A 26,784-nucleotide genomic window follows, 5' to 3' on the forward strand; every position below is an offset into this window, starting at 1 on the left:
TCTCTTTTTGTGCTCATAAAGGAAGGTGAGAACAAGAGGCGAACACAGGCAGCGTCTGAGAGACCGTCCAACTGCGTGATGGACGCGTTCCGGCGGGTGTGAAATAAGGGACAGAACAGATGGCAACGGCGACCAAAGATACGGCGAAACAGATGGCAAAAAACGACAAGCAGAACGGCGACAAGCAAAAGGCCCTCGATAGCGCACTGGCGCAGATCGAACGGCAATTCGGCAAGGGCTCGATCATGAAACTTGGCGCCGACAATCCGGTGCAGGAGATCGAATCCACATCGACCGGCTCTCTCGGTCTCGACATTGCGCTGGGGATCGGCGGGATTCCGAAAGGCCGGATCATCGAGATCTACGGACCGGAATCTTCGGGGAAAACCACTTTGACGCTGCATTGCGTGGCCGAAGAACAGAAAAAAGGCGGCGTTTGTGCCTTTGTGGACGCCGAACACGCGCTCGACCCGATCTATGCCCGCAAGCTCGGTGTCGATCTTGACGAATTGCTGATCTCCCAGCCGGACACGGGCGAGCAGGCGCTTGAAATCGTCGATACGCTGGTGCGCTCGGGGGCGGTGAGCCTTGTCGTGGTCGACTCGGTGGCGGCGCTGACGCCGAAATCCGAGTTGGAAGGCGATATGGGCGACAGTTCGGTCGGCGTTCAGGCGCGTCTGATGTCGCAGGCGATGCGTAAACTTACCGGTTCGATTTCCCGCTCGAAATGCACGGTGATCTTCATCAACCAGATTCGCATGAAAATCGGCGTCATGTTCGGGTCTCCTGAAACCACGACCGGCGGCAATGCGCTCAAATTCTACTCCTCTGTGCGTCTCGACATCCGCCGCATCGGCGCGATCAAGGATCGTGACGAGGTGGTTGGCTCCGAAACCCGCGTGAAAGTTGTGAAAAACAAAGTGGCCCCGCCGTTCAAACAGGTGGAATTCGACATCATGTATGGCGAAGGCATCTCCAAAACCGGCGAGCTTTTGGACCTTGGTGTGAAAGCGGGCGTTGTGGACAAATCCGGCGCGTGGTTCTCCTATGGAGACGAACGCATGGGGCAGGGGCGTGAGAACTCCAAACGCTTCCTCAAGGAAAACCCCCAGATCGCGCTGGAGATCGAGGATAAAATCCGTGCCGCGCACGGGCTGGATTTCGATCTCGGGGACGAATTTGAAAAAGACGATCTGCTCGACGACGAATAAGGCGACGAACAGCTTGCCTGCCGGTATTTTACCGCCAGATCAGAGAAGGGCCGGTTCCATTTGAGGGGCTGGCCCTTTTTCGGTTATGGACAGGCCCGCGCAGGGGCGGTAAACCTCCCTGAACGCCAAGAAATCCCGCAAGGAAGCGCCCAACATGCCCAGCGTGAACGACATCCGCTCCACCTTTCTGAACTATTTCGAACGCAACGGTCACACGGTCGTGCCAAGTTCGCCGCTTGTGCCGCGCAATGACCCGACCCTGATGTTCACCAATTCCGGTATGGTGCAGTTCAAAAACTGTTTCACCGGCGTCGAAAAACGCGATTACACCCGCGCCACCACGGCGCAGAAATGTGTGCGTGCGGGCGGCAAACATAACGATCTCGACAATGTGGGCTACACCGCGCGTCACCATACGTTCTTTGAGATGCTTGGGAATTTCTCTTTTGGAGATTATTTCAAACACGAAGCAATCCCGTTTGCGTGGGAATTGATCACCCGCGACTTCGACATCCCGAAAGACAAGCTCTACACCACCGTCTATCACACTGATGACGAAGCGTTCGAGATCTGGAAAAAGGTCGGCGTGCCGGAAGAGCGGATCATCCGTATCGCCACCTCCGACAATTTCTGGCAGATGGGCGACACGGGGCCTTGCGGTCCGTGCACCGAGATTTTCTACGATCACGGCGACCATATCTGGGGCGGCCCTCCCGGTTCGCCCGAGGAAGATGGTGATCGTTTCATCGAAATCTGGAACCTCGTGTTCATGCAGAACGAGCGCTTTGCCGACGGTTCGATGGTCGATCTCGATATGCAGTCCATCGACACCGGCATGGGTCTGGAACGGATCGCGGCGCTTTTGCAGGGCAGCCACGACAACTATGACACCGATCTGATGAAATCGCTGATCGAGGCTTCGGCGCATGCGACCTCTGTTGATCCCTATGGTGACAAGAACGTGCACCACCGCGTGATCGCGGATCACCTGCGCTCCACATCGTTTTTGATCGCGGACGGTGTCATGCCGTCCAATGAAGGTCGCGGGTATGTGCTGCGCCGCATTATGCGCCGCGCCATGCGTCACGCGCACCTTCTGGGGGCCAAAGACCCGATCATGCACAGCCTTGTGCCCGAACTTGTGCGCCAGATGGGGGATGCCTATCCGGAACTGCGCACTGGGCAGGCCATGATCGAAGAGACGCTGAAACTCGAAGAGACCCGCTTCATCCAGACGCTGGACCGCGGGCTGAAACTTCTGGAAGACGAGCTGACCGATCTGCCGGACGGAGAGAAACTCCCCGGCGAGGCGGCATTCAAACTCTATGACACCTACGGTTTCCCGCTCGATCTGACACAGGATGCCTTGCGCGAAAAAGGCGTCGAGGTGGATACCGACGGGTTTGACACGGCGATGGCCGAACAAAAAGCCAAGGCGCGCGCGGCATGGGCCGGCTCCGGTGAGACGGCGGATGCAACCGTCTGGTATGACATTGCCGAAGAAAAAGGCACCAGCGAGTTCCTTGGTTACGATACCGAAAAGGCCGAGGGAGAAATCGTGGCTCTGGTCAAAGACGGGGCGCGTGTGGATGCGGTTCAGGAGGGCGACACGGTGCAGATCGTGGTCAACCAAACGCCGTTCTATGCCGAATCCGGCGGTCAGGTCGGCGATACAGGCGTAATCCGCGTCGAAAAATCCATCGCCAAGGTGACGGATACAAAGAAAGTTGCGGGCGTCTTCATCCATTTTGCCACCATCGAGAGCGGCGAGATCAAGGTGGGCGAACCGGCTGCGCTGGAAGTCGATCAAACGCGGCGTTCCGCCATTCGGGCCAATCACTCCGCCACACACCTTTTGCACGAAGCACTGCGGCAAACCTTGGGTGATCACGTTGCCCAACGCGGCTCTCTCAATGCGCCGGATCGTCTGCGATTCGACTTCTCGCATGCGAAGGGTCTGACAGCGGACGAAATTGCCAAGGTCGAGCGCGATGTGAATACGTTTATCCGCCAGAACTCCGCCGTGGAAACCCGCATTATGACGCCGGATGACGCACGGGCGATCGGGGCACAGGCGCTCTTTGGCGAGAAATACGGCGACGAGGTGCGCGTTGTGTCTATGGGCGTGGCTGATACTGGCAAGGGCGCGGACGGGAAGACCTATTCCCTCGAACTTTGCGGCGGCACCCATGTGAAACGCACGGGCGATATCGGGCTTTGCGTCATTCTGGGCGACAGCGCCTCAAGCGCCGGTGTGCGCCGGATCGAGGCTCTGACAGGGCAGGCGGCTCTGGACCATCTCGAAGCGGAAGCCAACCGCAGCCATGAGGTCGCGGCTCTGCTCAAAACGCCAGTCGGTGAAGTTGTGGAGCGCGTCAAATCTCTGGCTGACGAGCGCAAAAAGCTTGAACAGGAAGTCGCCAACCTCAAGCAACAGATCGCTATGGGCGGCGGTGCCGGTGGCGCGGTCGAGGCCAAGGATGTCAACGGCATCCCCTTCCTCGCCCAAGCGCTCGAAGGCGTGTCCGGCAAAGACCTGCGCGGTCTGATCGATGCCCACAAAAACAACCTCGGCTCCGGTGTGATCCTTCTGATCGCCGAAGAGGGGGGCAAGGTCGCGGTGGCCTGTGGCGTGACCGATGATCTGAAAGACAAGGTCTCTGCCGTGGACGTGCTCAAGGCGGCGGTGCCTGCCGTGGGTGGCAAGGGCGGCGGTGGCCGTCCGGATATGGCGCAAGGCGGGGGTAAGGATTTCTCCGGCGCTGACGCTGCGATTGCGGCCGCTGAAACCCTGTTGAAAGGATAAGATATGCCTGCTTTGTGGATCGCTCATGTGACCGTCACCGACGAAGAGGCCTATGGCAAATATGCCAAGCTGGCTGGCCCCGCGATTGCCAAACATGGTGGTAAATTCATCGCACGTGCGGCGCGTTATGTGCAGCTTGAGGGCAAGGAACGCCCGCGCAATGTTGTCGCCAAATTCGAAACGGTCGAGGCGGCTGTGGCCTGTTACCATTCGCCGGAATACCAAGAGGCGCTGAGCCACGCCAAAGGCGCGTCGGAACGGGAACTTCTGGTGGTTGAAACCGAGGAATAAACGGTTTCGATCTGCGCGTTTAACGCAGTCATTTTAAATCAAAAGCGGCGCGGAAAAATCTCCTGCGCCGCTTTTTTATGTCTGCGGATCCAAGTGCTTGGCCCGAATAGAAAAGGCCCGCCGAAGCGGGCCTTTGTTTCCTTTGTGCCAAAAATACTCGGCTCAGATCTGGGCGGCCTTGGCATGGCGTTTGCGCTCATGCGGATCAAGGTAGCGTTTGCGCAGACGGATGCTTTGCGGTGTCACTTCGACCAGTTCGTCATCGTTGATATAGGCGATGGCTTCTTCGAGGGAGAGCGTGACCGGTGTGGTCAGACGCACCGCATCATCCGTGCCGGAGGCGCGCACGTTGGTGAGCTTTTTGCCCTTCAACGGGTTCACTTCCAGATCGTTGTCGCGGCTGTGCTCGCCGATGATCATGCCTTGGTAGACTTTCGCCTGAGCGCCGATGAACAGCTTGCCGCGTTCTTCGAGGTTCCACAGCGCATAGGCCACGGATTCACCGTCTTCCATAGAGATCAGAACGCCCTGACGACGACCCGGGATCGGGCCTTTGTAGGCGGTCCAGCCGTGGAACACACGGTTGAGAACACCGGTGCCGCGGGTGTCGGTGAGGAATTCGCCGTGATAACCGATGAGCCCGCGCGACGGCACATGCGCGATGATCCGCGTTTTGCCGTTTTGCTGTTTCATCTCGGTCAGATCGCCTTTGCGTGCGCCGGTGAGTTTCTCGATCACAGCGCCGGAATATTCGTCATCCACGTCGACCGTGACTTCTTCGACCGGCTCCATGCGCTTGCCGTCTTCTTCTTTCATGATCACCTGCGGGCGGGAGATTGAAAGTTCGAACCCTTCGCGGCGCATGTTCTCGATCAGAACGCCCATTTGCAATTCGCCGCGACCGGAGACTTCGAAAGCCTCGCCGCCGGGGGTGTCTTTCACCTTGATCGCCACGTTGACCTCGGCCTCACGCATGAGACGGTCTCGGATGACGCGAGATTGGACTTTCTTGCCTTCACGACCGGCCAGCGGGCTGTCGTTGATGCCGAAGGTGACGGTGATGGTGGGCGGATCAATCGGCTGGGCTTCGAGTGGTTCGTCCACTTCGAGCGCACACAGCGTATCGGATACGGTGGCCTTCGCCATGCCGGAGAGCGAGACAATGTCGCCTGCGATAGCTTCGTCGATTTCGGCCATGGACAGACCGCGGAAGGCCTGAATTTTCTTGACCTGAAACTGTTCGATCTTCTGGCCGTTGCGGGTCAGGGCCTGAATCGTGGCACCGGCTTTGATTTTGCCGGTTTCGACACGGCCCGTCAGGATACGACCGAGAAACGGGTCGGAGCCCAGCGTGGTGGCGAGCATTTTGAACGGCTCGTCCTGATGCTTGAGCTGCTTGGGGGCAGGGACGTGGTTGAGGATGAGATTGAACAGCGCGGAGAGATCCTTGCGCGGCCCGTCGAGTTCCGCGTCACACCAGCCGGAACGACCAGAGGCATAGAGATGCGGGAAGTCGAGTTGGTCGTCATCGGCGTCCAGAGAGGCGAAGAGGTCGAAACACTCGTCCAGCGCGCGATCGGGCTCGGCGTCCGGCTTGTCGACCTTGTTCAGAACCACGATGGGGCGCAGGCCGAGAGCGAGCGCCTTGGAGGTCACGAATTTGGTTTGCGGCATCGGGCCTTCAGCGGCGTCCACCAAAAGGACAACCCCGTCCACCATGGAGAGGATGCGTTCCACCTCGCCACCGAAGTCGGCGTGGCCGGGCGTGTCCACGATGTTGATGCGATGGCCTTTCCACTCAACCGAAGTGGCTTTCGCCAGAATGGTGATGCCGCGCTCGCGCTCCAGATCATTGGAGTCCATGGCGCGTTCTGTGGTGGCTTGGTTTTCGCGGTAGGTGCCCGACTGTTTCAACAGCTCGTCCACAAGTGTGGTTTTGCCGTGGTCAACGTGGGCGATGATTGCGATATTGCGAAGATCCATAGGGTTCGGTTTCCGTCGTGAAAGATTGCTTGGCCCCGCGCCTAACGGGTGGCAGGGCAAAAGGCCAGCTTTAAAGCATATGAGGGCGGTGAAAACCCGATTAAAGCGTTTTGCGTGAAATCTAAAGCACAGATTTCCGGAAAACGTCGATGTTTGCCGGTTTGGTCGCGGAAATTCGCGCGTGTTCTGTGTTTTTGCTCACGCGCGAGAGGATTTAATGGCTGGTTGTGTGCGAGAAAAGGTGAATGACCAGCACGCCTGCGATGATCAACCCCATGCCAAGGGCGGCGGCGAGGTCGATCTTTTGGCCAAAGGCGAAAAGGCCGATGAGGGTGATGAGGACGATGCCCAGACCCGACCAGATGGCATAGACCACGCCCACGGGCATGACCTTGAAGGTCAGGGACAGGAAGTAGAAGGACAACCCGTAGCTGATGGTCACTACTATTGCGGGAACCAGTCGCGTGAATTGCGCTGAGGCGTTTAGCGCGGCTGTGCCGATCACTTCGGAGACGATGGCGGCGATCAGAAAGATATAATGTTTGGGCATGTCGTCCTCCCGGATCAGGTTACATGGCGATATAGCGGTCGCGACGGTGGTTGATGGCGATCACCAGATTGACGACCACCGCCCCCAGCAACGAATAGAGTACTTGCGGCAGGGGCATGAAAAAGAAGGCGACGGCAAAGAGGCAGGCATCAAAAGCCAGTTGGACATAGCCTGCTTTGAAACCGGTCGCGTCCTGCATATAGAGGGCCAGAATGCCCAAGCCGCCCAGTGAGCCGCCGTGCCGGAAGATCGCCATGAGCCCCGCGCCGGTCATGAAGCCGACCATGATGGCGCCGAACCACGGGGTGAGTGTGTCGAAGGTGAGCATGGTCGGAAACCATTCGGAAAGCACGGAGATCAGCGCGACATTGATAAAGGTTTTGCCGACAAAGACCTTGCCCATACGTTTGTATCCGAACCAGTAAAACGGCAGGTTAACGACAAAGAACACCCAGCCGAAAGGCCAGCCGGACACATAGGAAATCAGGATCGCAAGCCCCGCCGTCTGGCCGGTAATCAGCCCCATAGAGCGCAGCATCACAAGGGCGAAGGCACACATGGAGGTGCCGAAAAGATAGCCCTGTAGATCCTCGAACCACGTATGTTTCTCGGCTTTTTGTGCATCCGTTTGCATGATCTGTCCTCGGTCGTCCTGTCAGTCGGCAATATAGCGGTCGCGGCGGTGGTTGAAGGCGATCACACCGTTAAGGATCACCGCACCTAGCAGCGAATACAGGACACGCGTCGGTTCGAAAAGAAAGAAAGCAACGGTAAAGAGCACAGCGTCGAAGCACAGTTGCACAAGCCCTGCGCGAATGCCGAATTGATCCTGCGCGTAGAGCGCGACCACGCCAAGCCCTCCAAGCGAGCCTTTGTGCCGGAACGTGCCCAAAAGCCCGTATCCGGTCAGGATGCCAAAGGCGATGGTGCCGAAAAGCGGATCGAGATGGGAGAATGTCATCCAGTTCGGGATCACGGCCACAAGAATCGACAGCGCGGTGACGCAGAGCGCGGATTTGATGGTAAATTCGCGCCCCATGCGGAAATAGGCCAGCGCGTAGAACGGGATGTTGATGAGCCAGAACACCCATGAAAAGGACCAGCCGGTCAGGTAGGAAATCACCAGTGCCAGCCCTGCGGTCTGTCCGGTGATGAACCCGAGTTGCGAGATGATGGTCAGTCCGATTGCGGTGGTGATGAGCGCAATGGAGAAACCCTGCACATCCTCGAAGGGGCTGTGTTTGTGTGGGCTCTGGGTGAGGGGCATGGGCGCTGGCATGAGTCTGAAAATAGGACAGCTTTGCTGACCTGTCCAGCGTAAAAACAAACAAAGCAGGTGGTGGGCGTGAGCAATTCATACGGCTGCGAAAATTTTGGGCAAATCTAGGCGGTAAATGCCACTTATTCGATCCATAGCCGCTGGGCCTGAAACAGCACCAGAGTCTCCGCCAGTTGTGGGTTGGCCATGCCGGTGGGAGCACTGGCCGCGCGACTCATTTGAGCCGTTTCCAGTTTGAAGACCTGACTTTCCAGACGGTCCGTGTCCAGACCATAACGCTGCGCCAATGCCAGTTCGCTGCGGGTCTTCTCGATCAGGTCAACGGGGGCTTCTGCGTCGAAGGCGGGGTTTTCCAGACCGTAGACGCTGCCCGAAGCCATCATCTCCGCATGATAGGCGGCACCGTGGCGTTCCAGCGCCATGACAAACCCCAGATCGTCGAACCGTGCGGCTTTGAGATCGGCAGCGAGTGTGTCGATCTCTTTGGGGGTGATCCGGCTCAGATCATATTTGGCAAAGAGCGGGGCCGCGTCACGGATGATATTTTGGGAGGCGATACCTTGCGGCTGTGTATCCTGAGGCCTCTCAATATCCCTGTGTGGCCCGCTCTGTTCATCTGTGGCAACTGCCGTGCGCCCCGTGTCTTGCGCCACAGTTTGGACGGCCTTTCCCGCGGGATGACGTGCCGTAGGTTGCTCCGCAGGTTGCGGCATCGCGGGTTGGTCTGTGGGGCTGACGGTGGTGTTCGAAGACTGCGTCTGCTCCAGTCCCAAGCGCAATCGGGTCCACATCTGTGCGGCAGAGGGGATCTGCATGATCGGGAAACCTTCTGTCTTCCGTTTTGTGGGAGGATAGGCGCGGAAGGTTTAAGGATCCTTTAATATTTAAAATTGCGCGGAAATTTTCCCGCGCAATCCGTTTCGTTCCGTCAATGTAGGTTGGATTAGCCGATCATTAGCGACAGGCCCATCAGGGTTGCCAGAGCGCCCAGAAGCCGCGGGCCATAGGGCAGGGCGCGGGCGGTCAAACGGGCGGCAAGGATGCCTGCGGCATGGAGCAGGGCCGTGGCAATGACAAAGCCTGCGCCAAAGCCCAGAGCCTGAGCCGCCCCCAGTTCCGCACCATGCGCGTGACCGTGAAACAGGCCGAAAACAGCCGTAATAGCGACACCACCTGCAAGGCCGGGTTTGACTGCCAAGCTGGCCAGAAGACCGATCAGAACAGCGGAGGCGAGGATCATCGGTTCCACGAGCGGCAGGGGAAGCGCCGCGATCCCGCCCATAAACCCAAGCGCCATCGCGCCCACAAATCCGGCAGGCACGGCCCAGACCGCCTTGCCGCCGATCTGCATGGCCCAGACCCCGACCGCGATCATGGCGATGATGTGATCAAGCCCGAAGAGCGGGTGGGATGCGCCGGCCATGAAGGAGCCGTGTTGCTCCGGCGGCAGATGGGCGAGGGCAGGGCTGGCGACGAGGGCGCAAAGCGCGGTGAGGAAATGTTTTTTCATGGCTGTCATTCTGTGTTGGGTCTGTTGGTCCGAGCCAGAAAGGCGGTGCGCCTTTGAGTGGCGATGTGCTGCGCTTCCGGTCAGGGAAAGCGCCTGTTCCACCGGTCAGACTGTCGAATGGACGACCTGTTTTCAAGGCGCGCATCGGGAGTTTTTGTTGAAATCTATGCGTTTGCTCAAAAAATAGACATGAAAAAGGCCGGAGCAACGTGGCTCCGGCCTGTAGATGCTGTGTCAGGTCTCGCGTTTATCCGGCCAGAGCCTTGTTCAGGTTTTCGTCGATTTTCTCAAGGAAGCCCATCGTCGTCAGCCAGCCTTGGTCGGGGCCGACAAGCAACGCGAGGTCTTTGGTCATGAACCCGCTTTCCACCGTGTCGACGATGACTTTTTCCAGCGTCGTGGCAAAGCGCATCAACTGTTCGTTGCCGTCAAGCTTGGCGCGGTGCTTCAGACCACCGGTCCATGCGTAGATGGAGGCAATCGAGTTGGTGGACGTGGCTTCGCCCGCCTGATGCTGACGATAGTGTCGGGTCACGGTGCCGTGGGCGGCCTCGGCCTCGACGATCTTGCCATCGGGCGTCATCAGTTGCGAGGTCATGAGACCCAGCGAGCCAAAGCCCTGCGCCACGGTGTCGGATTGCACGTCACCGTCATAGTTCTTACAGGCCCAGACAAATTTGCCGGACCATTTCATCGCACAGGCCACCATGTCGTCGATCAGACGGTGCTCATACCAGATGCCGGCTTTCTTGAAGTCCTCGGCAAATTCCGCGTCGTAAATCTCTTGGAAGATGTCTTTGAAGCGACCGTCATAGGCTTTGAGAATGGTGTTCTTGGTGGACAGATACACCGGCCAGCCAAGGTTCAACCCGTAGTTCAGCGAGGCGCGGGCAAAGTCGCGGATCGAGTCGTCAAGGTTGTACATCGCCTGATAGACGCCCGCCGAAGGGGCATCATAGACGACCTTTTCGATCACGGTGCCGTCTTCGCCCTCGAATTTCATCGTCAACTGCCCCTTGCCGGGGAAGGTGAAATCGGTGGCTTTATACTGGTCGCCAAAGGCATGACGCCCGACCACGATGGGATCGGTCCAGCCGGGCACAAGGCGCGGCACGTTTTTGCAGATGATCGGCTGGCGGAACACAACGCCGCCCAGAATGTTGCGGATCGTGCCATTGGGCGAGCGCCACATTTTCTTGAGGCCGAATTCCTCGACGCGCTGCTCGTCCGGCGTGATCGTGGCGCATTTGACCGCGACGCCGACTTCCTTGGTCTTCATCGCCGCATCAATGGTGATCTGGTCTTCGGTGCGGTCGCGCTCCTCGATGCCGAGATCGTAATAAAGCAGGTCGAGGTCGAGATAGGGGAGGATCAGTTTCTTCTTGATGAAGTCCCACATAATGCGGGTCATTTCATCGCCGTCCATTTCGACAATGGGATTGTCTACCTTGATCTTAGTCATCTGGGGATCTCCATGAGGGGTCTGGAAGAGTCGTTTGTCTTCTACCGCAATTTTGCGGGGAGTGAAATGGCTTTGTATACCAATGCATACTTAGACGAGGTTCGCGGCCCGTGTCGCTTCTGCGTTTGACGGGTATCTCAGGTTGTCGCGTATAAATGTGTCATTTCCGCAACGAGGCGCTGATGGGATGTCCGGCAATCTTGATAAAAATACTCGGAATATGTAGCAGCAGCGTGATTGCAGGCTTTGCCATATGGCGCAGAGCTTCCAGGTAGCGACAAGCCCCCGAGATACCAGAGCAGTCATCACACAATTTATGAGGGGGTTGATATGTCAACTTATTCACGGCCTGAACTGGCGCGTATGCGGCTGCTGTGCAGTGCCGCTATTCTCGCGTCATCTTTTCCGCTTGCAACACTGGCCCAAGAGGTCACGGTTCTCGACACGATTGTGGTTGAGGGCGAAGAGGGGGAAGTGACAACCAAAACGCTATCGGGGGCTTCCGTCGAGGAATTGGAAGGTGCCTTGATTGTCGAGCAATATGGCAATGATATTGGCACCGCCGTGCGTGCGACCGCAGGGGCCTTTACCCGATCTCCCGCGGACAGTCCGACAGTGACCGTCAACATTCGGGGTCTGCAAAGCTATGGTCGTGTCAACACCATGATCGACGGTATTCCGCAGACATTCCGCAATATTTCCGGTCATGGTGGGTCATACGATGATCAGGTGTTTCTTGATCCGGGCTTGGTCATCGGCGCCGATATCGCCAAGGGGGCCGTTGCGGGGGCGGATGGTCTTGGCGCTCTGGCCGGAGCGGCAAATTTTCGGACCATCGGGATTGACGATCTGGTGGACGCTGGAGAAACCACCGGCGGTATGGCGCGGCTGAGCTTTGGCACCAATGGCAACGACGTTTCTGCGACACTGGCCGGAGCCGTTCAGAGCAAAGATGGCACATGGGGCGGTCTTGCTGCGGTGAGCGGTTACAATCACGGTCCGTTTGAAGACGGGGCAGGGACAGAGACCAGCGAATATTATAAAGATGAACCGCGCACCATTCTGGCGAAGATGCGGTATCGTCCCTCTGCCGATCTTGAGTTCAATCTGACGGCACAGGATTACCAGAACACGTTTTATCCGACAGATTCTTCCGGCTACATCTGGGATGTGGAACGCAAGAGCGTGATCGCGGACATGGCATACAATCCGGGTGATCCGCTGATTGATATGAAGGCGAAAGTCTACTGGCAAGATATGAGTTTCAATTTCCCGACAGGGGAAGGCAAAACCTCGGGCAGCTATCTCGGACGCAACGGCACAGATGAAACCTTCGGGGCAAACCTGAGCAACCGTAGTAAGCTGTCGATTGCGGCTGGTGATCTCTTGTTCGACTATGGTGTGGCTTATACGTCGAATGATTTCGACACCGAGGAAAGCACCTCTGGCGCAAACGCGGCGGGTAAACTCTCCAAATCCGGCGCGTTTTTCAATGCCGCCTATGCGATTGGCGACTGGGATTTCGGTGGCGGTGTGCGCTATGATTATTACCAGTTGGACAGTACGATCGACGGTGAGGATGTCACGCGTGACGATGGCAAGCTGAATGGCAACCTCGTTGCGCGCTACCATCTGAACGATGCGTGGTCTGTCTATGGCTCTTATGCCGAAACCATGCGCGCGCCGACCGTTACGGAAATGTTCTACAGCGGTGGATCGCACGCGACATCCAGCTCTTCTGTTCTCACCAATCCCGATCTTGAGGCGGAAACCGCCGATACATTCGAGCTTGGTGTGAATTTCGGGCGTGAAGGTCTCTGGGCAGGGGCGACGTTGTTCCAGTCCGATATTGAGAACTTTATCAACTACCAAGAAGACAGTGATGGCAACGTCCGCTTTATCAACACGGATGGCACTGTGACCATGAAGGGGATCGAGTTGTCCGCAGGGTTTGATACAGAGCGCTTCTTCGGATCGCTGTCTCTGACGCTTGCGGATACGGAGCAGCCGATCAGCAACAACGCCGGTGTTGGTATGGACACATATGGTCAGCTGCCGGATGACTATGCGACGCTTGATCTGGGCGTGAAGCTACTCAATGGCGATGCGCGTGTCGGTGGACGTGTGCGATATGTTGGCGAAAGTTCTGTGGCGACATTTACCTCGTTTACGGATTATAGCGGAACCACGGTGGACCTCGCCTCTTACACGGTGTTCGACCTCTATGGGTCGTGGCAGGTGAGTGACGGGTTCGAGCTATACGCCAGCGTCGAGAATCTGTTCGATAAATTTTACCGTGAGGCAGGCACGGGGCTCGCCACTTCGGGCGAAAGCCTCTTTGGTGACGGGATTGGCGGGCGTGGCCGAACGGTTGAGCTGGGGATGACCTACCGTTTCTGATCCCTTTCGGATATGATTGCGAAGGTGAGCCTGTCCCTTTGGGGCAGGTTTTTCCAATTTGAGTGTGTTTTATGCGTATTTTGTGGGGTAAAATAATACCTATTTTGCAAGCCTTTGATATATAACGGTTTATGCAGTCTTTCGGCGCTTGACGTGGCGCGGGAAATGCTTAGAACACGCTCAATCGAATTCCTATCCCATAAGGGCTGAACCTATGAAAACCTTTTCCGCAACTCCGGCGGACATCGACAAGAAATGGATCATCATCGACGCCGAAGGTGTCGTGCTTGGCCGTCTCGCTTCGATCGTCGCCATGCGTCTGCGTGGCAAACACAAAGCCACCTTCACCCCGTCCATGGACATGGGTGACAATGTCATCGTGATCAACGCCGACAAAGTGCAACTCACCGGCAAGAAACGCACCGACGAGCGCTTCTACTGGCACACCGGCCACCCGGGCGGCATCAAGTCCCGCTCCATGGGTGAACTTCTCGAGGGCAAATTCCCCGAGCGCGTTGTCATCAAAGCTGTGCAGCGCATGCTGCCGGGCGGCAAACTGTCCCGCCAGCAAATGACCAACCTGCGCGTTTACGCGGGCGCCGAGCACCCGCATGAAGCTCAGAATCCCGAAGTTCTGGATGTCAAATCCATGAACAAGAAAAACACCCGGAGCGCATAATCATGGCTGATGAAATCAAATCCCTCGACGAGCTGAACGCCGTCGCCGGTGGCGAAGCCGTCGCTGAAGTGGCTGCGCCCCGTGAACCCGTTCGTGACGAACTGGGCCGTTCCTACGCAACCGGCAAGCGTAAAGACGCTGTTGCCCGCGTCTGGATCAAGCCGGGCTCCGGCAAGGTCACCGTCAACGGCAAGGACATGGACGTTTACTTCGCGCGTCCGGTGCTGCAACTCATCGTGAAACAGCCGGCACAGGTTGCTGGTGTTGAAGGCGAGTTTGACGTTGTTGCGACTGTCAAAGGTGGCGGTCTCTCCGGTCAGGCCGGTGCTGTGAAGCACGGCATCTCCAAAGCTCTGCAGCTTTACAACCCGGAACTGCGCGCCGCTCTGAAAGCCGCTGGCTTCCTGACCCGCGACTCGCGTGTTGTGGAACGTAAGAAATTCGGTAAGCGCAAAGCTCGCCGTTCCTTCCAGTTCTCCAAGCGTTAATCGCAGGACACCCGAAACAAAGACAAACGCCCGCTGCTTTCAGCGGGCGTTTTTCGTTTGGAGTGCGTGGCTTGCCTCGGTCTTTTGAGGCGCAGGTGTCCAAGACCTTCGCCAAAACCCTCCCTTCATGATGAAGCCTGTAAAATGCATCGGGCTTAAATGAATCTTCACTCCTTTGCGGCATGAAACAGTGTGAAGCGGGCTCTGCCCACACACTGATCAGCCGTCTGACCGTCAGATGCGGCTTCAATCTGATCGGAAGGCCAGGAGAGAGAGATGAAGTTTTTTCGTAATATCAAGTTGATGACCAAATCATCTGTCACGGACCATGCTGCGGGCGGAGAGCATGATTCTACGGCTGCCCGTAGTGAGGCCAGCGGAACTGACGCGGGGGCTTCTGAGGAGGCGCTGCACGACAAGTTGCTCAAAACCGCATCTTTCGAGGCGTCTCCCTCAGCTTTGATATTGCTTGATGACTCATTGAACATTTCCGCAGTGAACCCTGCGGCACAGGTTTTATTGAAGCGGAGCGAGGATGCCCTCTGTCAGCATCTCGGCCATTTTAATGCGGCACATATGCGCGGCAAAAACGTGGCTGACATGTTTCAGGATATGGAGGCCGCACAGATCCTCCAATCTGGGACAGAGCAACGGCCCTATGAGACCGAAGCCAAGGTGGGGGAGCTGTATTTTGCGCTCAAAATCAATGCGGTTAACAAGAATGACGGTGCGCGGGCCGGTCATGTTCTGGAAGTGGCTGATATCACTGAAAGCCGAAGCAACAAAACTGTGCTCTCTGTTCTGGATAGTTATCAGGTGAGGGCAGAATTCACTCCTGATGGGCAATTGTTGACTGTGAATGATAATTTCGCGCGATTGTTGCGGCTGGAGGCCACCGATCTTCTTGGGAAGCGTTATGAAGATATTTTCGATTTGGACTCACGGGAGGATGGCGATCACTCAGATGTTTGGGCCTGTGTGACGCAAGGTGGGAATGTCAGTGGGCGTTTCAAAGTTCTCAATTCGGACGAAGGGATGGCCTGCCTTGTGGAGGGCATATTCAGCCCGCTTGTGGACGGTGCCGGACGACCATCCCGCATCATTCTTCTGGGCTTGGATGTTACGGAAAGTCAGGCGGTTTTGAGAGCCGCGGAAGCCGAGCGGGAGCGTATGAAAGCCGAGCAGGACCGCGTGGTTGAGGAGCTGCGCATCGGTCTCAAAAAATTGGCCGGCGGAGATTTGCGCTTCCGTATTGTCGAGGCGTTTTCCGGTGAATATGAAACCCTGCGCAAAGATTTTAATCACGCAGTCGACAACCTTCATAATGCGATGCGCAATGTGGTTGAAAATGCCGACATGATCCGTTCCGAGGCTTCGGAAATTTCGAATGCAGCAGATGACCTGTCGCGCCGCACGGAGCAGCAAGCCGCGACTCTTGAACAGACAGCAACCGCTTTGGACCAACTGACCTCATCCGTCCGTTCGGCCGCAGATGGTGCGAACCAAGCCTCGGTGATGGTGGATACGGCAAAGACAAACGCGGAAGCCTCCGGCAAGGTGGTCCAGCAGGCTGTCGAGGCTATGAGTGAAATCGAAACCTCGTCAAATCAGATTTCCAAGATCACCTCGGTGATTGATGACATTGCGTTCCAGACCAACCTGTTGGCCCTGAACGCAGGCGTCGAGGCGGCGCGCGCTGGCGAGGCCGGTCGCGGTTTTGCAGTGGTTGCATCCGAGGTGCGCGCGCTTGCGCAAAGATCTTCAGATGCCGCGCGTGAAATCAATGATTTGATCTCCAAGTCGGGCGATCTGGTGAAGCGCGGCGTGAGTCTTGTTGGCGAAACCGGTGAGGCATTGAGCGGTATTGTGGCGTCCGTCTCGGAGATTTCTAACAACGTATCCGAAATCGCAGTTTCCTCGCGCGAGCAATCTTCGGGGCTTGCCGAAATCAACACGGCGGTGAACCAGTTGGATCAGGTCACACAGCAGAATGCCGCTATGTTTGAAGAGACCACGGCGGCGAGCCATGCTTTGACCAAAGAAGCCGAGAACCTGACCCAGACCACGTCGCGGTTTTCGATTGCCGCAGATCACAAAGCATCTGCGATGAATGCCGAAAAAATGGATGAAAAAGGAACGCTACATCAGCTGTCGGAGAAATCGTCCCAACCGTCGCAGATGCCTGTCGGTCAACCGTCTTACGAAAATACGCGGGCGCCAGAGACGACTGGTCCCGCTCGAAAAGCGGTAAATGCGCCGGAGACTTCGGCTGTTGTTTTGGAAGATGATTGGGAAGATTTCTAGAGCGCTTTGCAGGGAAAACATGAGTTGGAAACGACCCGAACAAAGGGGAGGCTGATGTGAAACCTATACGTGTTTTGATTGTGGACGACTCGGCCACGATGCGGCGTCTCATTCGCTCTATTCTTGAGGCCGACCAGAGACTTGAGATCGTAGGAGAGGCGGGGACGGCGCGTGAGGCGCGTGATGCAGTCAACTTGTATCGGCCTGACGTGATGACACTTGATGTCGAGATGCCCAGGATGAGTGGCTTGGAATTTTTGCAGCGTCTTATGCGTCATCGCCCGATGCCGGTTGTCATGGTGTCGACCCTCACAAGGCGTGGCAGTGATGTCGCTATTGAAGCTATGTCTATTGGTGCTGTCGATTGCGTTGAAAAGCCGAAGCTGGGCGGCGGGCTTGATAGCTTTTCAAAGCTGGCAGATACCGTTGCGGCGGCCGCCCGCGCACGGGTCAATGATCCGCGCAGGGCAGGGGAAATTTCCGTGTCGCGGTCGAATAGAAACTACAGGCGAATTTGCTTGATCGGCGGTTCAACTGGGGCTGTGGATGCAATTGAACGGATTTTAAAAACTTTTCCCGCTGACTGCCCGCCGACGCTCATCACGCAACATATGCCCGCACCATTTCTGGTGAGTTTTGCCGCCCGCCTTAACCCTTTGGTGCAGCCGAATGTCAGCTTGGCTCGCGATGGTATGCCCTTGCGTCAGGGACAGGTGATGATTGCCCCCGGGGGCGATTATCACCTCAATATTACGGGGAGGACAGATCTGCGGGTGAACTTGTATAAAGGTCCGCCTGTGTCCGGACATCGCCCGTCAGTGGACTCCATGTTTCTGTCCGCCGTGAAGCACGCACCGAGGATGGTTGCCGGGATACTGACCGGAATGGGCTCAGACGGCGCAGCAGGGATGAAGGCACTTCGTGAAGCGGGGGCGAAAACTCTGGGTCAAAGCAAGGAAACATGCGTGGTTTACGGTATGCCGCGCGTGGCTGGTGAAATGGGTGGGGTCGAGGCTTGGGCTGATCTGGACAAGTTCGGCGAAACACTGTTGCACCTCTGTGAAACTCCCGTGAAAGCACAGGTGACATGACGGCGATTTTGCAAAAACAGCCCAGCGATCTTCGCACTTATATCGCACAGGGTGAATACGCGATTGCGGACGCGGAAGATGCCGTGATCACAACGGTTTTGGGCTCTTGTGTGGCGACCTGTTTGTGGGATCCTGTGGCCAGAATTGGCGGCATGAACCATTTCCTGCTGCCCGACGGCCCACCGTCACGCAGCGATGTCAGTTCTTTCGGGGCCAATGCGATGGAGCTTCTGATCAATGCGCTGATCCGCTCCGGTGCTCTGCGGGGGCGTTTGCGGGCCAAGGTGTTTGGCGGCGCGGAGATGTACAAAGGCCTGACCAATGTGGGCAACCAGAACGGACGATTCGTCCTCTCCTATCTTGAGAGGGAGGGGATTCCCTGTGATGGTCAAAGCCTCGGAGGCGTGCAGGCCCGCCGCGTGGAATTTTTTCCGGCTCAGGGGAAGGCCCGTCAAAAGTTGGTTGAGGACACACATATTGTCGAAAAACGGCCCTTGCCGGAAATTTCCAGTGATCTGGAGCTTTTCTGATGTTGAAAATATACTACCTCAAGATCACGGTTTGTGATGCGCTGCGCCATCACAATCGGACCGGCTCTGTTGGAGCGCGGGGTGAAAGCCCGAGCCAATGGCCGGACCAGTTACGGTGTTTCGGGAATGAGCCCATGTTGTGATCTTCTCGAACACGGGTGGGACAGAGACTTGAAAGTCACAGCCCTACCAGCGTGACCGGCGGGGCTGTGTAAATATCTAAAGCACTTCAACTTTTTCGAGAGGAGGTCGATATCCCTTCTGCCTCACCGGCAGTCAAAACCTCCCCCAAACATGGTACATGCCAATGTCCGAGAGAGGCGGAGATATTTGAAAGCTCTGGGTTAACTCTTCGACACCGCATCGAGAATACGCGCCCAGGAGCGGATGCCTTTGTGGAAGTTCTTCAGCCCGTATTTTTCATTCGGCGAATGGATGCGGTCGTCGTCTTCGGCAAAGCCCACGAGCATCGAGTCGAGACCCAGAATGGAGGTGAAGAACCCCGCAATCGGGATGGACCCGCCCATGCCCGCAAACACGGCTTCGCGATCCCATTCCTCGGTGAGCGCCTGACGTGCGGCTTCGAATTCCGGACGGCTGGTGTTCATCACTGCAGCGGGAGAGCCGTCAAGGTCTTGGTTCCATGTGACCTTGGCATCTGTGGGCAGACGGCTTTCCACATGGGCGCGCAGGTTTTTGCGGATGGCATCGGGGTCTTGTTTGCCAACGAGACGGCAGGTGATTTTGCAATGCGCCTCCGAAGGGATCACGGTTTTCGTGCCCGGTCCCTGATAGCCGCCCCACAACCCGTTGATCTCCAGCGTCGGGCGGGCCCATTGCTGCTCCAGCGTGGAATAGGCGCGCTCGCCGTGGGCTTCGGACATGCCGACGGAGGACAGGTAATCCTTTTCGTCAAAGCCGCAGCCCTTCCACTGTTCCAGAATGTCGGCGGGCACTTCTTCGACGCCGTCATAGAAATCCTTGACGGTCACGCGACCTTCATCATCGTGAAAACTCGCAATAATTTTGGAGATTTCGCGCAGCGGGTTGAGCGCGGGGCCACCGTAATGGCCGGAGTGCAGGTCCATGGTCGGGCCGGTCAGGGTGAACTCGTCCTTGAGCATCCCGCGCAGCTGCGAACAGATTGAGGGCACGCCGGGCGCCACCATGGATGTGTCGCAGATGAGCGCCAGATCGGCTTTGAGCTTGTCCTTGTTGGCTTCCATGAAGGGGATGAGCGAGGGGGAGCCGCTTTCTTCCTCGCCTTCGAAAAAGAAGGTGATGGTGCAGGGCATCTCGCCGTGTTCGGCAATCCACGCGCGACAGGCTTCGACAAAAGTCATGAGCTGGCCCTTGTCATCCGAGGCACCGCGCCCGCGGATCACCTTGCCGGATTCGCGGTCTTCGATGAAGGGCGCGAAAGGATCATGGTCCCAGAGGTCGAGCGGATCGACCGGCTGCACATCATAATGCCCGTAGAACAACAGGTGCGGCGCGTCATTGGCTGTCTTGGGGCCGATCTTGCCGTAAACCATCGGATGACCGGGGGTCGGGCAAAGCTCGACCTCGGCCCCCAGAGATTTGAGATCGGCGACCAGCCATTCGGCGGCTTTGAGGCAATCGGCCTTGTTGGCAGGGTCGGTGGAGATCGACGGAATGCGCAAAAGGTCCATCAACCGTTCGAGGGAAGCCTCAAGGCTGGAGTCGATGCGCGACAGCACCGGATCGAGACGTGTGTTCATTATAGGAAACCTTTGGTCTTGCTCGGGATAATTTGCCGCAGCTTACGCCGATCACATCTGGTGTCCAGAGGGGCAGGGCCGCTTGACATAGATCATGTAGAAAGGGTTTTTAGTCGTTCTAAAAGGAAGGTGCAGTTCTCAGGGCTGCACATGCCTGAAAAGGGTCTTTTTGGTTTAATCCCTTGTGGAATGTGAATGTGAGTCGCAATTTTCGCAAGATGCCGCTAAAACAGGCAGACCCGCGACGCGCGAAAGGAAAAGAAGTGGACTATACGGCGAAGCTTGAGGAAGCCCTCCAACGTTTGCATGACGAGGGACGCTACCGGACCTTCATCGACATCGAACGCAAACGTGGCCAGTATCCGCATGCCACGTGGAAGCGTCCCGATGGGTCCGAGCAGCCGGTCACTGTCTGGTGTGGCAACGACTATCTCGGCATGGGGCAGAATCCGGTTGTGATCGACGCCATGAAAGAAGCGGTGGATGCAACGGGTGCGGGCTCAGGTGGCACGCGCAATATTTCCGGCACCACAGTATATCACAAACGTCTTGAGGCAGAACTGGCCGATCTTCACGGCAAAGAGTCTGCGCTGGTCTTTTCCTCGGCTTATATTGCCAATGACGCGACGCTTTCGACGCTGCCGACCCTGTTTCCCGGTCTGATCATCTATTCTGATGAATTGAACCACGCCTCCATGATCGAGGGCATTCGTCGCAATGGCGGTGCAAAACGGATTTTCCGCCACAACGATCTCGACCACCTGCGCGAACTTCTGGCCGCCGATGATCCGGCTGCGCCGAAGCTGATCGCTTTTGAGTCGGTCTATTCGATGGATGGTGATTTCGGGCCGATCAAGGAAATTTGCGATTTGGCCGATGAATTCAACGCGCTGACCTATCTCGACGAGGTGCATGCCGTGGGCATGTATGGTCCGCGCGGTGGCGGTGTGGCCGAGCGCGACGGGCTGATGGACCGTCTCGACATCATCAACGGCACACTGGGTAAAGCCTTCGGCGTGTTCGGCGGCTATATCGCGGCGAGCGAGAAAATGTGTGATGCTGTGCGCTCTTACGCGCCGGGCTTTATCTTCACCACCTCGATCCCGCCGGCTGTGGCTGCGGGGGCGGCGGCGTCCATTGCCTTCCTGAAAGGCGAGGGTGGCGCAAAGCTGCGCGAAGCACATCAGACACAAGCGAATATTCTCAAGCTGCGACTCAAAGGGCTTGGCCTGCCGATCACGGATAACGGTTCGCATATCGTGCCGTTGATCGTGGGCGATCCGAAACACACGAAACTCATGTCCGACATGATGCTCGAAAACTACGGGATTTATGTGCAGCCGGTGAACTACCCGACCGTGCCGCGCGGCACGGAGCGTCTGCGCTTTACCCCATCGCCTGTGCACGGTCCCAACGAGATGGATCATCTGATCAAGGCGCTCGACGCGCTTTGGAGCCATTGTGCGCTGAATCGTGCCGAAATGGCGGGATAAACCGCATAAGCCCTGTGCGCCCTGTTTGAGCTTGTGATAACTGTTGATCAAGGTGCTTGGACGAATCGTTGCAAACGATAGGTTCAAAGGCATCATGGGGATAGGGACAAGTTGAGGCGCACAGGCATGATCAGGCGGTGGAGCAAGCCACCTGTCGAGGAACAGGAACAACCTCGCGGGTTTGACGACTTCGAGCTGAAGCTCGGGGATGTCATGCGCGGGGAACGTGCGACCATCGGCAAGTCTCTTTTGGATGTTCAGCGGGAACTCAAGATCAAGGCGACCTATATCGCCGCGATCGAGAATGCCGATCCGTCCGTGTTCGAAACCCAAGGTTTCATTGCCGGTTATGTGCGCTCCTATGCGCGCTATCTCAATCTTGATCCGGACTGGGCCTTTTCGCGTTTCTGTCAGGAAAGCGGGTTTTCCGTGGCCCACGGAATGTCGCCGCAGGCCTCGACCAAACGGCCTGCCAAGGTGGCAAAACAGGCCCCTGTCAAAGATCCTTTTGCCGATCCGAACGCCTCTTTTGTCCCGCGCGGGCAAGGGTTTATGGCACGGATCGAACCGGGTGCGCTTGGCTCGACCGCCGTGCTTATGGCGCTGTTGGGCGTGATCGGCTATGGCGGCTGGGCCGTGTTGCAGGAAGTGCAAAAGGTCAAGCTGGCCCCTGTTGATCAGACCCCTGGCGTTATCTCCGAAGTGGCCCCGCTTGGCGGGGAAAGCACCACGGTGGCCGGTATGGACGAAAGCCTTTCGCTTGCCACACCTTCGGCTGAGGCGCTTGACCGGCTCTATCGCCCGCAGGCGCTTGATGTGCCGGTTCTGGTGCCGCGTGACGGGCCGATTGCCACGCTCGACCCGCGCACGGTTGGTGCTCTGGCCGGTGAAACGCTGGCCGCCGAGCGTGAAGATATTCTCAACGATATGTCCAACCTGATCGCCGAGGCCGCGCTGTCTGAAGGCGAGGACACACCGGTTCAGGTCACCGCCGAAGGCGCGCCGGAATTGACCCTTGTCGCCGTGCTGCCCTCTTGGGTGCGGGTGCAAGCCGCTGATGGCTCTGTCATTTTCGAGAAAATTCTCAATGCCGGCGAACGCTATGTCGTGCCTTCGATGGAACAGCCGCCTGTGTTGCGCACCGGCAATGGTGGTGGCGTCTATTTCGCGGTCAACGGTCAGGCTTACGGTCCGGTCGGGTCTTCCGGCTCCGTGGTGAAAAACGTCGCACTTTCTGTTGCCGATGTGTCGGAGAGTTTCGCGGCAGTCGATCTTGCAGAGAATGACACGGTTGCGCAGATGTTCCGCGTGGCCCTGAACACCACAGAATAACACCAGCCATCCCGCGAAACCTTTGCTCGCGCAAGCGCCCGTGCCAACCACCGCCTCACGCTGGGGAGGGCGCGCTTCACTATGCTTCTGTGTCGTCAAACTTGCCCTCTGTGTGACACATCTACGGAGCAGGCGCTTGCCCCCGCGCGCTCTGCGGCCTATCTAGGGGCAGACTGAAACGCGCACTCTCGAAGAGGCTCCCATGTCCCACAACCCGATCCGTCCCTGGCGCAATATCGACCGTCGCGAAAGCCGCAAGATCTGGGTGGGCGATGTGCCGGTCGGGGGCGATGCGCCGATCACGGTCCAGACCATGACCAATACGCTCACCCATGACGTCAAAGCCACGCTGGACCAGATCATCCGTTCCGCCGAGGCCGGTGCCGATATCGTGCGGGTCTCTGTGCCGGATAAGGAAAGCTCTGTCGCGCTCAAGGAAATCTGCCGCGAAAGCCCTGTGCCCATCGTGGCCGACATTCACTTCCACTATATGCGCGGCATCGAGGCGGCCGAGGCAGGAGCGGCCTGCCTGCGGATCAACCCCGGCAATATCGGAAATGAAAAACGTGTCAAAGAGGTGATTCAGGCGGCGCGCGATCACAACTGTTCCATCCGGATCGGCGTGAACGCGGGCTCTCTCGAACGTCACCTTCTGGAGAAATACGGCGAGCCATGCCCCGACGCGATGGTCGAGAGCGGCATGGATCACATCAAGATCCTCGAAGACAACGACTTCCACAATTTCAAAATCTCGGTGAAAGCCTCCGATGTTTTCATGGCCTCCGCCGCCTACCAACAGCTTGCCGAAGCCACCGACGCGCCGATCCACCTCGGGATCACCGAGGCGGGCGGGTTGATGTCGGGCACAATCAAATCCGCCATCGGTCTGGGGCAGCTTTTGTGGATGGGCATTGGCGACACGCTGCGCGTTTCCCTCTCCGCCGATCCGGTCGAAGAGGTCAAAGTCGGCTATGAGATTCTCAAATCCCTCGGCCTGCGCCATCGCGGCGTGAATATCATTTCCTGCCCGTCCTGTGCACGTCAGGGGTTTGACGTGATCAAAACCGTGGAAGAGCTGGAAAAACGCCTCGAACATATCAAGACGCCCATGAGCCTGTCGATCATCGGCTGTGTGGTGAACGGGCCGGGCGAGGCGCTGATGACCGATGTCGGTTGGACCGGCGGCGGCGCAGGTCACGGTATGGTCTATTTGGGCGGCAAACAGGACCACAAAATGTCAAATGACGGTATGATTGCGCATATTGTCGAACAGGTCGAGAAAAAGGCCGAAGAACTGGAAACCGCCCGCGCTCAGGATGCGGCCGAATAACGGCTTGCCCCTCATAAGGCGGTCAATCGCGCCCGTCTTGCGCATCCGCTCGCGTTTCCTTTGTGCTCCAAATACTCAAAAACCCCGCCGGATCGGCGGGGTTTCTCAATTAAGCACAGAATTTGGCGCAGTGATCGTTCCACGCAGTTAGCGGTTCTTGCGCACCTCGGCCACGATCTCCACCATCGCATCATACGGCAGATAGCCGCGCAGCATCTGGTCGCCCAGAACAAACGCGGGGGTGCCGGAGATTTGCAGGTCCTGCGCCAGCTGGTAGTTGCGCGCGAGGATTGCTGTGACCTCGTCGCTCTCCATCTGCGCGATCACCGCATCGGCGTCGATTTCCAGCCCGTTGGCCAGACGGCGCAAGGAACCTTCGGAAACATCGCCGCGCGCCTGCATCAGCTCGTCATGGAGTTTGAGATAGGCCTCGTTGCCCGCGACCAGTTTGGTGGCCACCGCGAAACGTCCGGCCAGAATGGACGCCTCGCCCAGAATCGGAAATTCCTTGACGATCAGCTTGATGTTGCCATCTTTTTCCAAAAGCGCCTGCACGTCCGGATAGGCTTTCTTGCAATAGCCGCAACGGTAGTCGGAGAATTCGACCAGAACGATGTCACCGTCGGGGTTGCCGTAAACGGCGTCGTTTTCGTCGTCGTAAATCACATCGGCAGATTTGGCGATCAGATCGGCATCATTGGCGACCTGCGCTTCGGACTGGCGCTGCTGGTAGACCTCATAGGCCTCTTCCATGATCATCTCGGGATTTTCCATGATGTAAGCACGGACTTCGGCGCGAAACGCCTCACGCTCGGCATCGGTCATGTCGGTGATGTCAAAAGCGCTCGCCGCGATCGCGGTGGAGGCGGTCAAGAGGGCCGCGGCACCGAGGCGCGCGAAGGCTTTGGCAAAAGGCATGGGTGTTTCTCCGTTTCAAACCTGTTCATAGGCATCTACCACATCCTGCACGCGGGTCCACCCAACAGTTGCGTGACGCAAGGCCGCAGCACAGCTGTTGAGCAGCATCGCAAAGGTGGCTGCGCATTGCATTTTCCGCGCGCGGCTGGCATGCGTTGGGCCGACTGTTTCATAGGAGCCAAGCGCATGAAAACCTCCCGCCGTTCTGTCGTTGATCCCTTTATCGTTATGGATGTGATGGAGGCGGCCCGCGTGGCCGAGGAGGCGGGGCGTCATATCATCCATATGGAAGTGGGCCAGCCCTCCACAGGGGCCCCGTCAAAGGCCCGCGCACGTCTGGCGTCCGAGATGGAGGAAGGGCCGTTGGGCTATACGGTGGCCTTGGGCCTGCCGGAACTGCGCAAGGGCATCGCCGCGCTTTATAAGGACTGGTATGGGGTCGATCTCGACTGGAACCGCGTGGTGATCACGCCGGGTTCTTCAGGCGCATTCATCCTCGCCTTTACCGCCTTGTTCGATGCAGGCGCAAAGGTCGGGATGGGCGAGCCGGGCTACCCGTCCTATCGCCAGATTTTGAGCGGGCTCGACATCACCCCCGTGGGTATCCCCACGAAAATGGAAAACCGGTTGCAACCCGTGCCGGATGAAATCCCCGACGGGCTTGACGGTTTGATTGTTGCCAGTCCGGGCAATCCCTCCGGCACGATGCTCGGTCATGAGGACATGGGCGCGCTGATCAAGGCCTGCCATGACAAGGGCATCGCGTTCATTTCCGACGAGATCTATCACGGCATCCAGTATGAGGGCCGCGCAGTCACCGCACTTGAGCTTTCGGATGATGTCTATGTTATCAATTCCTTCTCGAAATTCTTCTCCATGACCGGCTGGCGGATCGGCTGGATGGTGGTGCCGGAAGATCATGTGCGGGTGATCGAACGCATCGCGCAGAATTTCTTCCTCTGCCCGCCGCATGGCTCGCAAGTGGCCGCCTTGGGCGCCTTGGAGGCGCGGCAGGACTGTCAGCAGATGGTGGACGTCTATGCGGAAAACCGGCGCTTGATGCTCGAAGACCTGCCTAAAATCGGTTTTGACAAGATCGCACCGCCGGACGGGGCCTTTTACATCTATGCCGATGTCTCCGAACATACCGAAGACAGCAAGGCCTTTTGCGCCGAGATTCTCGACAAGGCCGGAGTCGCGGTCACGCCGGGTCTGGATTTCGACCCGAAACGCGGCGCGCAGACCTTGCGGTTCTCCTATGCCCGCAGTACCGAGGATATTCGCGAAGGTCTCAAGCGTCTCGCGGTGTTCATGGCAAACCGCTAGTCCTGCCAGATCGGCTCATATGTGCCGCCTCGCACCGGAGGCGACAGCGGGCGGCGCGT

Annotated in this window: 22 protein-coding genes; 13 read left to right on the top strand and 9 right to left on the bottom strand. The window is 57.6% G+C overall.

Annotation, left to right across the window (positions count from 1 at the left end):
- The first annotated feature begins 119 nt into the window (after positions 1-119).
- From recA to KO492_RS02520, 3 genes are all read left to right on the top strand, one after another.
- Positions 120-1,211, top strand: a complete 1,092-nt coding sequence (gene recA / locus KO492_RS02510; protein ID WP_289847561.1) for a recombinase RecA — start codon at positions 120-122, stop codon at positions 1,209-1,211.
- Between the two features lie 154 nt (positions 1,212-1,365).
- Positions 1,366-4,017 carry an alanine--tRNA ligase gene (gene alaS / locus KO492_RS02515; protein WP_216043518.1) on the top strand — a complete coding sequence of 884 codons (2,652 nt, stop codon included), beginning with the start codon at positions 1,366-1,368 and terminating at the stop codon, positions 4,015-4,017.
- 3 nt (positions 4,018-4,020) lie between these two features.
- Positions 4,021-4,308, top strand: coding sequence for a DUF1330 domain-containing protein (locus KO492_RS02520; protein WP_066606099.1), 288 nt, complete (start codon positions 4,021-4,023; stop codon positions 4,306-4,308).
- 162 nt (positions 4,309-4,470) lie between these two features.
- Here the strand turns inward: KO492_RS02520 and typA are convergent, their stop codons facing one another.
- From typA to KO492_RS02555, 7 genes are all read right to left on the bottom strand, one after another.
- Positions 4,471-6,291, bottom strand: coding sequence for a translational GTPase TypA (gene typA / locus KO492_RS02525; RefSeq protein ID WP_216043519.1), 1,821 nt, complete (start codon positions 6,289-6,291; stop codon positions 4,471-4,473).
- Between the two features lie 214 nt (positions 6,292-6,505).
- Complete coding sequence (locus tag KO492_RS02530; RefSeq protein ID WP_216043520.1) at positions 6,506-6,841, bottom strand: DMT family transporter; 336 nt, start codon at positions 6,839-6,841, stop codon at positions 6,506-6,508.
- A 19-nt stretch (positions 6,842-6,860) separates the two neighbouring features.
- Positions 6,861-7,475, bottom strand: coding sequence for a YitT family protein (locus KO492_RS02535; RefSeq protein ID WP_216043521.1), 615 nt, complete (start codon positions 7,473-7,475; stop codon positions 6,861-6,863).
- Positions 7,476-7,496: 21 nt separating this feature from the next.
- A complete protein-coding gene (locus tag KO492_RS02540; RefSeq protein WP_416351220.1) occupies positions 7,497-8,108 on the bottom strand; it encodes a YitT family protein in 612 nt (203 codons plus the stop codon).
- A 134-nt stretch (positions 8,109-8,242) separates the two neighbouring features.
- Complete coding sequence (locus tag KO492_RS02545) at positions 8,243-8,935, bottom strand: hypothetical protein (protein ID WP_216043523.1); 693 nt, start codon at positions 8,933-8,935, stop codon at positions 8,243-8,245.
- Positions 8,936-9,063: 128 nt separating this feature from the next.
- Positions 9,064-9,630, bottom strand: coding sequence for a HupE/UreJ family protein (locus tag KO492_RS02550; protein ID WP_216043524.1), 567 nt, complete (start codon positions 9,628-9,630; stop codon positions 9,064-9,066).
- A gap of 247 nt (positions 9,631-9,877) precedes the next feature.
- Complete coding sequence (locus KO492_RS02555; protein WP_216043525.1) at positions 9,878-11,092, bottom strand: NADP-dependent isocitrate dehydrogenase; 1,215 nt, start codon at positions 11,090-11,092, stop codon at positions 9,878-9,880.
- 330 nt (positions 11,093-11,422) lie between these two features.
- Here KO492_RS02555 and KO492_RS02560 point away from each other — a divergent pair, with 330 nt between their 5' ends.
- The 6 genes from KO492_RS02560 (at position 11,423) to KO492_RS02585 (ending at position 18,584) form a co-directional block, all read left to right on the top strand.
- Positions 11,423-13,492 carry a TonB-dependent receptor domain-containing protein gene (locus tag KO492_RS02560; RefSeq protein ID WP_216043526.1) on the top strand — a complete coding sequence of 690 codons (2,070 nt, stop codon included), beginning with the start codon at positions 11,423-11,425 and terminating at the stop codon, positions 13,490-13,492.
- Positions 13,493-13,706: 214 nt separating this feature from the next.
- On the top strand, positions 13,707-14,171 hold the full coding sequence (rplM, locus tag KO492_RS02565) for a 50S ribosomal protein L13 (RefSeq protein ID WP_216043527.1): 465 nt from the start codon (positions 13,707-13,709) through the stop codon (positions 14,169-14,171).
- A 2-nt stretch (positions 14,172-14,173) separates the two neighbouring features.
- Positions 14,174-14,659, top strand: a complete 486-nt coding sequence (rpsI, locus tag KO492_RS02570) for a 30S ribosomal protein S9 (RefSeq protein ID WP_066606122.1) — start codon at positions 14,174-14,176, stop codon at positions 14,657-14,659.
- A 276-nt stretch (positions 14,660-14,935) separates the two neighbouring features.
- The gene (locus KO492_RS02575; RefSeq protein ID WP_216043528.1) at positions 14,936-16,963 is read left to right on the top strand and encodes a methyl-accepting chemotaxis protein; all 2,028 of its coding nucleotides are present in this window, start codon (positions 14,936-14,938) and stop codon (positions 16,961-16,963) included.
- 56 nt (positions 16,964-17,019) lie between these two features.
- The gene (locus KO492_RS02580) at positions 17,020-18,054 is read left to right on the top strand and encodes a protein-glutamate methylesterase/protein-glutamine glutaminase (protein WP_303578269.1); all 1,035 of its coding nucleotides are present in this window, start codon (positions 17,020-17,022) and stop codon (positions 18,052-18,054) included.
- Entirely contained in the window at positions 18,051-18,584 is a 534-nt protein-coding gene (locus tag KO492_RS02585; protein WP_216043529.1) for a chemotaxis protein CheD, read from the top strand. The genes KO492_RS02580 and KO492_RS02585 overlap by 4 nt, the downstream gene beginning before the upstream one ends.
- A gap of 344 nt (positions 18,585-18,928) precedes the next feature.
- On the opposite strand, the gene KO492_RS02590 is transcribed toward KO492_RS02585, so the two are convergent.
- Positions 18,929-20,326: a dipeptidase gene (locus tag KO492_RS02590; RefSeq protein ID WP_216043530.1), complete on the bottom strand. Its 1,398-nt coding sequence runs from the start codon at positions 20,324-20,326 to the stop codon at positions 18,929-18,931.
- Positions 20,327-20,589: 263 nt separating this feature from the next.
- Between KO492_RS02590 and hemA the strand changes: the two genes are divergently transcribed.
- The 3 genes from hemA to ispG all read left to right on the top strand — a co-directional run bounded on the left by hemA (position 20,590) and on the right by ispG (position 24,481).
- The gene (gene hemA, locus KO492_RS02595) at positions 20,590-21,819 is read left to right on the top strand and encodes a 5-aminolevulinate synthase (RefSeq protein ID WP_216043531.1); all 1,230 of its coding nucleotides are present in this window, start codon (positions 20,590-20,592) and stop codon (positions 21,817-21,819) included.
- A 126-nt stretch (positions 21,820-21,945) separates the two neighbouring features.
- Entirely contained in the window at positions 21,946-23,151 is a 1,206-nt protein-coding gene (locus KO492_RS02600) for a helix-turn-helix domain-containing protein (protein WP_216043532.1), read from the top strand.
- A 202-nt stretch (positions 23,152-23,353) separates the two neighbouring features.
- Positions 23,354-24,481 (top strand): flavodoxin-dependent (E)-4-hydroxy-3-methylbut-2-enyl-diphosphate synthase, encoded by a 1,128-nt coding sequence (gene ispG / locus KO492_RS02605; RefSeq protein ID WP_216043533.1) that lies wholly within the window; start codon positions 23,354-23,356, stop codon positions 24,479-24,481.
- A 147-nt stretch (positions 24,482-24,628) separates the two neighbouring features.
- Here ispG and KO492_RS02610 read toward each other — a convergent pair whose 3' ends face one another.
- On the bottom strand, positions 24,629-25,399 hold the full coding sequence (locus KO492_RS02610; protein WP_066606135.1) for a DsbA family protein: 771 nt from the start codon (positions 25,397-25,399) through the stop codon (positions 24,629-24,631).
- Positions 25,400-25,585: 186 nt separating this feature from the next.
- On the opposite strand from KO492_RS02610, the gene KO492_RS02615 reads away from it, so the two are divergent.
- On the top strand, positions 25,586-26,725 hold the full coding sequence (locus KO492_RS02615; RefSeq protein ID WP_216043534.1) for a pyridoxal phosphate-dependent aminotransferase: 1,140 nt from the start codon (positions 25,586-25,588) through the stop codon (positions 26,723-26,725).
- Positions 26,726-26,784: the final 59 nt, after the last annotated feature.

Source organism: Celeribacter halophilus, assembly GCF_018860305.1.
Taxonomy (GTDB): domain Bacteria; phylum Pseudomonadota; class Alphaproteobacteria; order Rhodobacterales; family Rhodobacteraceae; genus Celeribacter; species Celeribacter halophilus_A.

What these genes read in the sequence shown, in the direction of transcription:
- recA (WP_289847561.1), top strand. Translation starts at nt 120, where the DNA reads ATGGCAACGGCGACCAAAGATACGGCGAAACAGATGGCAAAAAACGAC.
- alaS (WP_216043518.1), top strand. Translation starts at nt 1,366, where the DNA reads ATGCCCAGCGTGAACGACATCCGCTCCACCTTTCTGAACTATTTCGAA.
- KO492_RS02520 (WP_066606099.1), top strand. Translation starts at nt 4,021, where the DNA reads ATGCCTGCTTTGTGGATCGCTCATGTGACCGTCACCGACGAAGAGGCC.
- typA (WP_216043519.1), bottom strand. Translation starts at nt 6,291, where the DNA reads ATGGATCTTCGCAATATCGCAATCATCGCCCACGTTGACCACGGCAAA.
- KO492_RS02530 (WP_216043520.1), bottom strand. Translation starts at nt 6,841, where the DNA reads ATGCCCAAACATTATATCTTTCTGATCGCCGCCATCGTCTCCGAAGTG.
- KO492_RS02535 (WP_216043521.1), bottom strand. Translation starts at nt 7,475, where the DNA reads ATGCAAACGGATGCACAAAAAGCCGAGAAACATACGTGGTTCGAGGAT.
- KO492_RS02540 (WP_416351220.1), bottom strand. Translation starts at nt 8,108, where the DNA reads ATGCCCCTCACCCAGAGCCCACACAAACACAGCCCCTTCGAGGATGTG.
- KO492_RS02545 (WP_216043523.1), bottom strand. Translation starts at nt 8,935, where the DNA reads ATGCAGATCCCCTCTGCCGCACAGATGTGGACCCGATTGCGCTTGGGA.
- KO492_RS02550 (WP_216043524.1), bottom strand. Translation starts at nt 9,630, where the DNA reads ATGAAAAAACATTTCCTCACCGCGCTTTGCGCCCTCGTCGCCAGCCCT.
- KO492_RS02555 (WP_216043525.1), bottom strand. Translation starts at nt 11,092, where the DNA reads ATGACTAAGATCAAGGTAGACAATCCCATTGTCGAAATGGACGGCGAT.
- KO492_RS02560 (WP_216043526.1), top strand. Translation starts at nt 11,423, where the DNA reads ATGTCAACTTATTCACGGCCTGAACTGGCGCGTATGCGGCTGCTGTGC.
- rplM (WP_216043527.1), top strand. Translation starts at nt 13,707, where the DNA reads ATGAAAACCTTTTCCGCAACTCCGGCGGACATCGACAAGAAATGGATC.
- rpsI (WP_066606122.1), top strand. Translation starts at nt 14,174, where the DNA reads ATGGCTGATGAAATCAAATCCCTCGACGAGCTGAACGCCGTCGCCGGT.
- KO492_RS02575 (WP_216043528.1), top strand. Translation starts at nt 14,936, where the DNA reads ATGAAGTTTTTTCGTAATATCAAGTTGATGACCAAATCATCTGTCACG.
- KO492_RS02585 (WP_216043529.1), top strand. Translation starts at nt 18,051, where the DNA reads ATGACGGCGATTTTGCAAAAACAGCCCAGCGATCTTCGCACTTATATC.
- KO492_RS02590 (WP_216043530.1), bottom strand. Translation starts at nt 20,326, where the DNA reads ATGAACACACGTCTCGATCCGGTGCTGTCGCGCATCGACTCCAGCCTT.
- KO492_RS02600 (WP_216043532.1), top strand. Translation starts at nt 21,946, where the DNA reads ATGATCAGGCGGTGGAGCAAGCCACCTGTCGAGGAACAGGAACAACCT.
- ispG (WP_216043533.1), top strand. Translation starts at nt 23,354, where the DNA reads ATGTCCCACAACCCGATCCGTCCCTGGCGCAATATCGACCGTCGCGAA.
- KO492_RS02610 (WP_066606135.1), bottom strand. Translation starts at nt 25,399, where the DNA reads ATGCCTTTTGCCAAAGCCTTCGCGCGCCTCGGTGCCGCGGCCCTCTTG.
- KO492_RS02615 (WP_216043534.1), top strand. Translation starts at nt 25,586, where the DNA reads ATGAAAACCTCCCGCCGTTCTGTCGTTGATCCCTTTATCGTTATGGAT.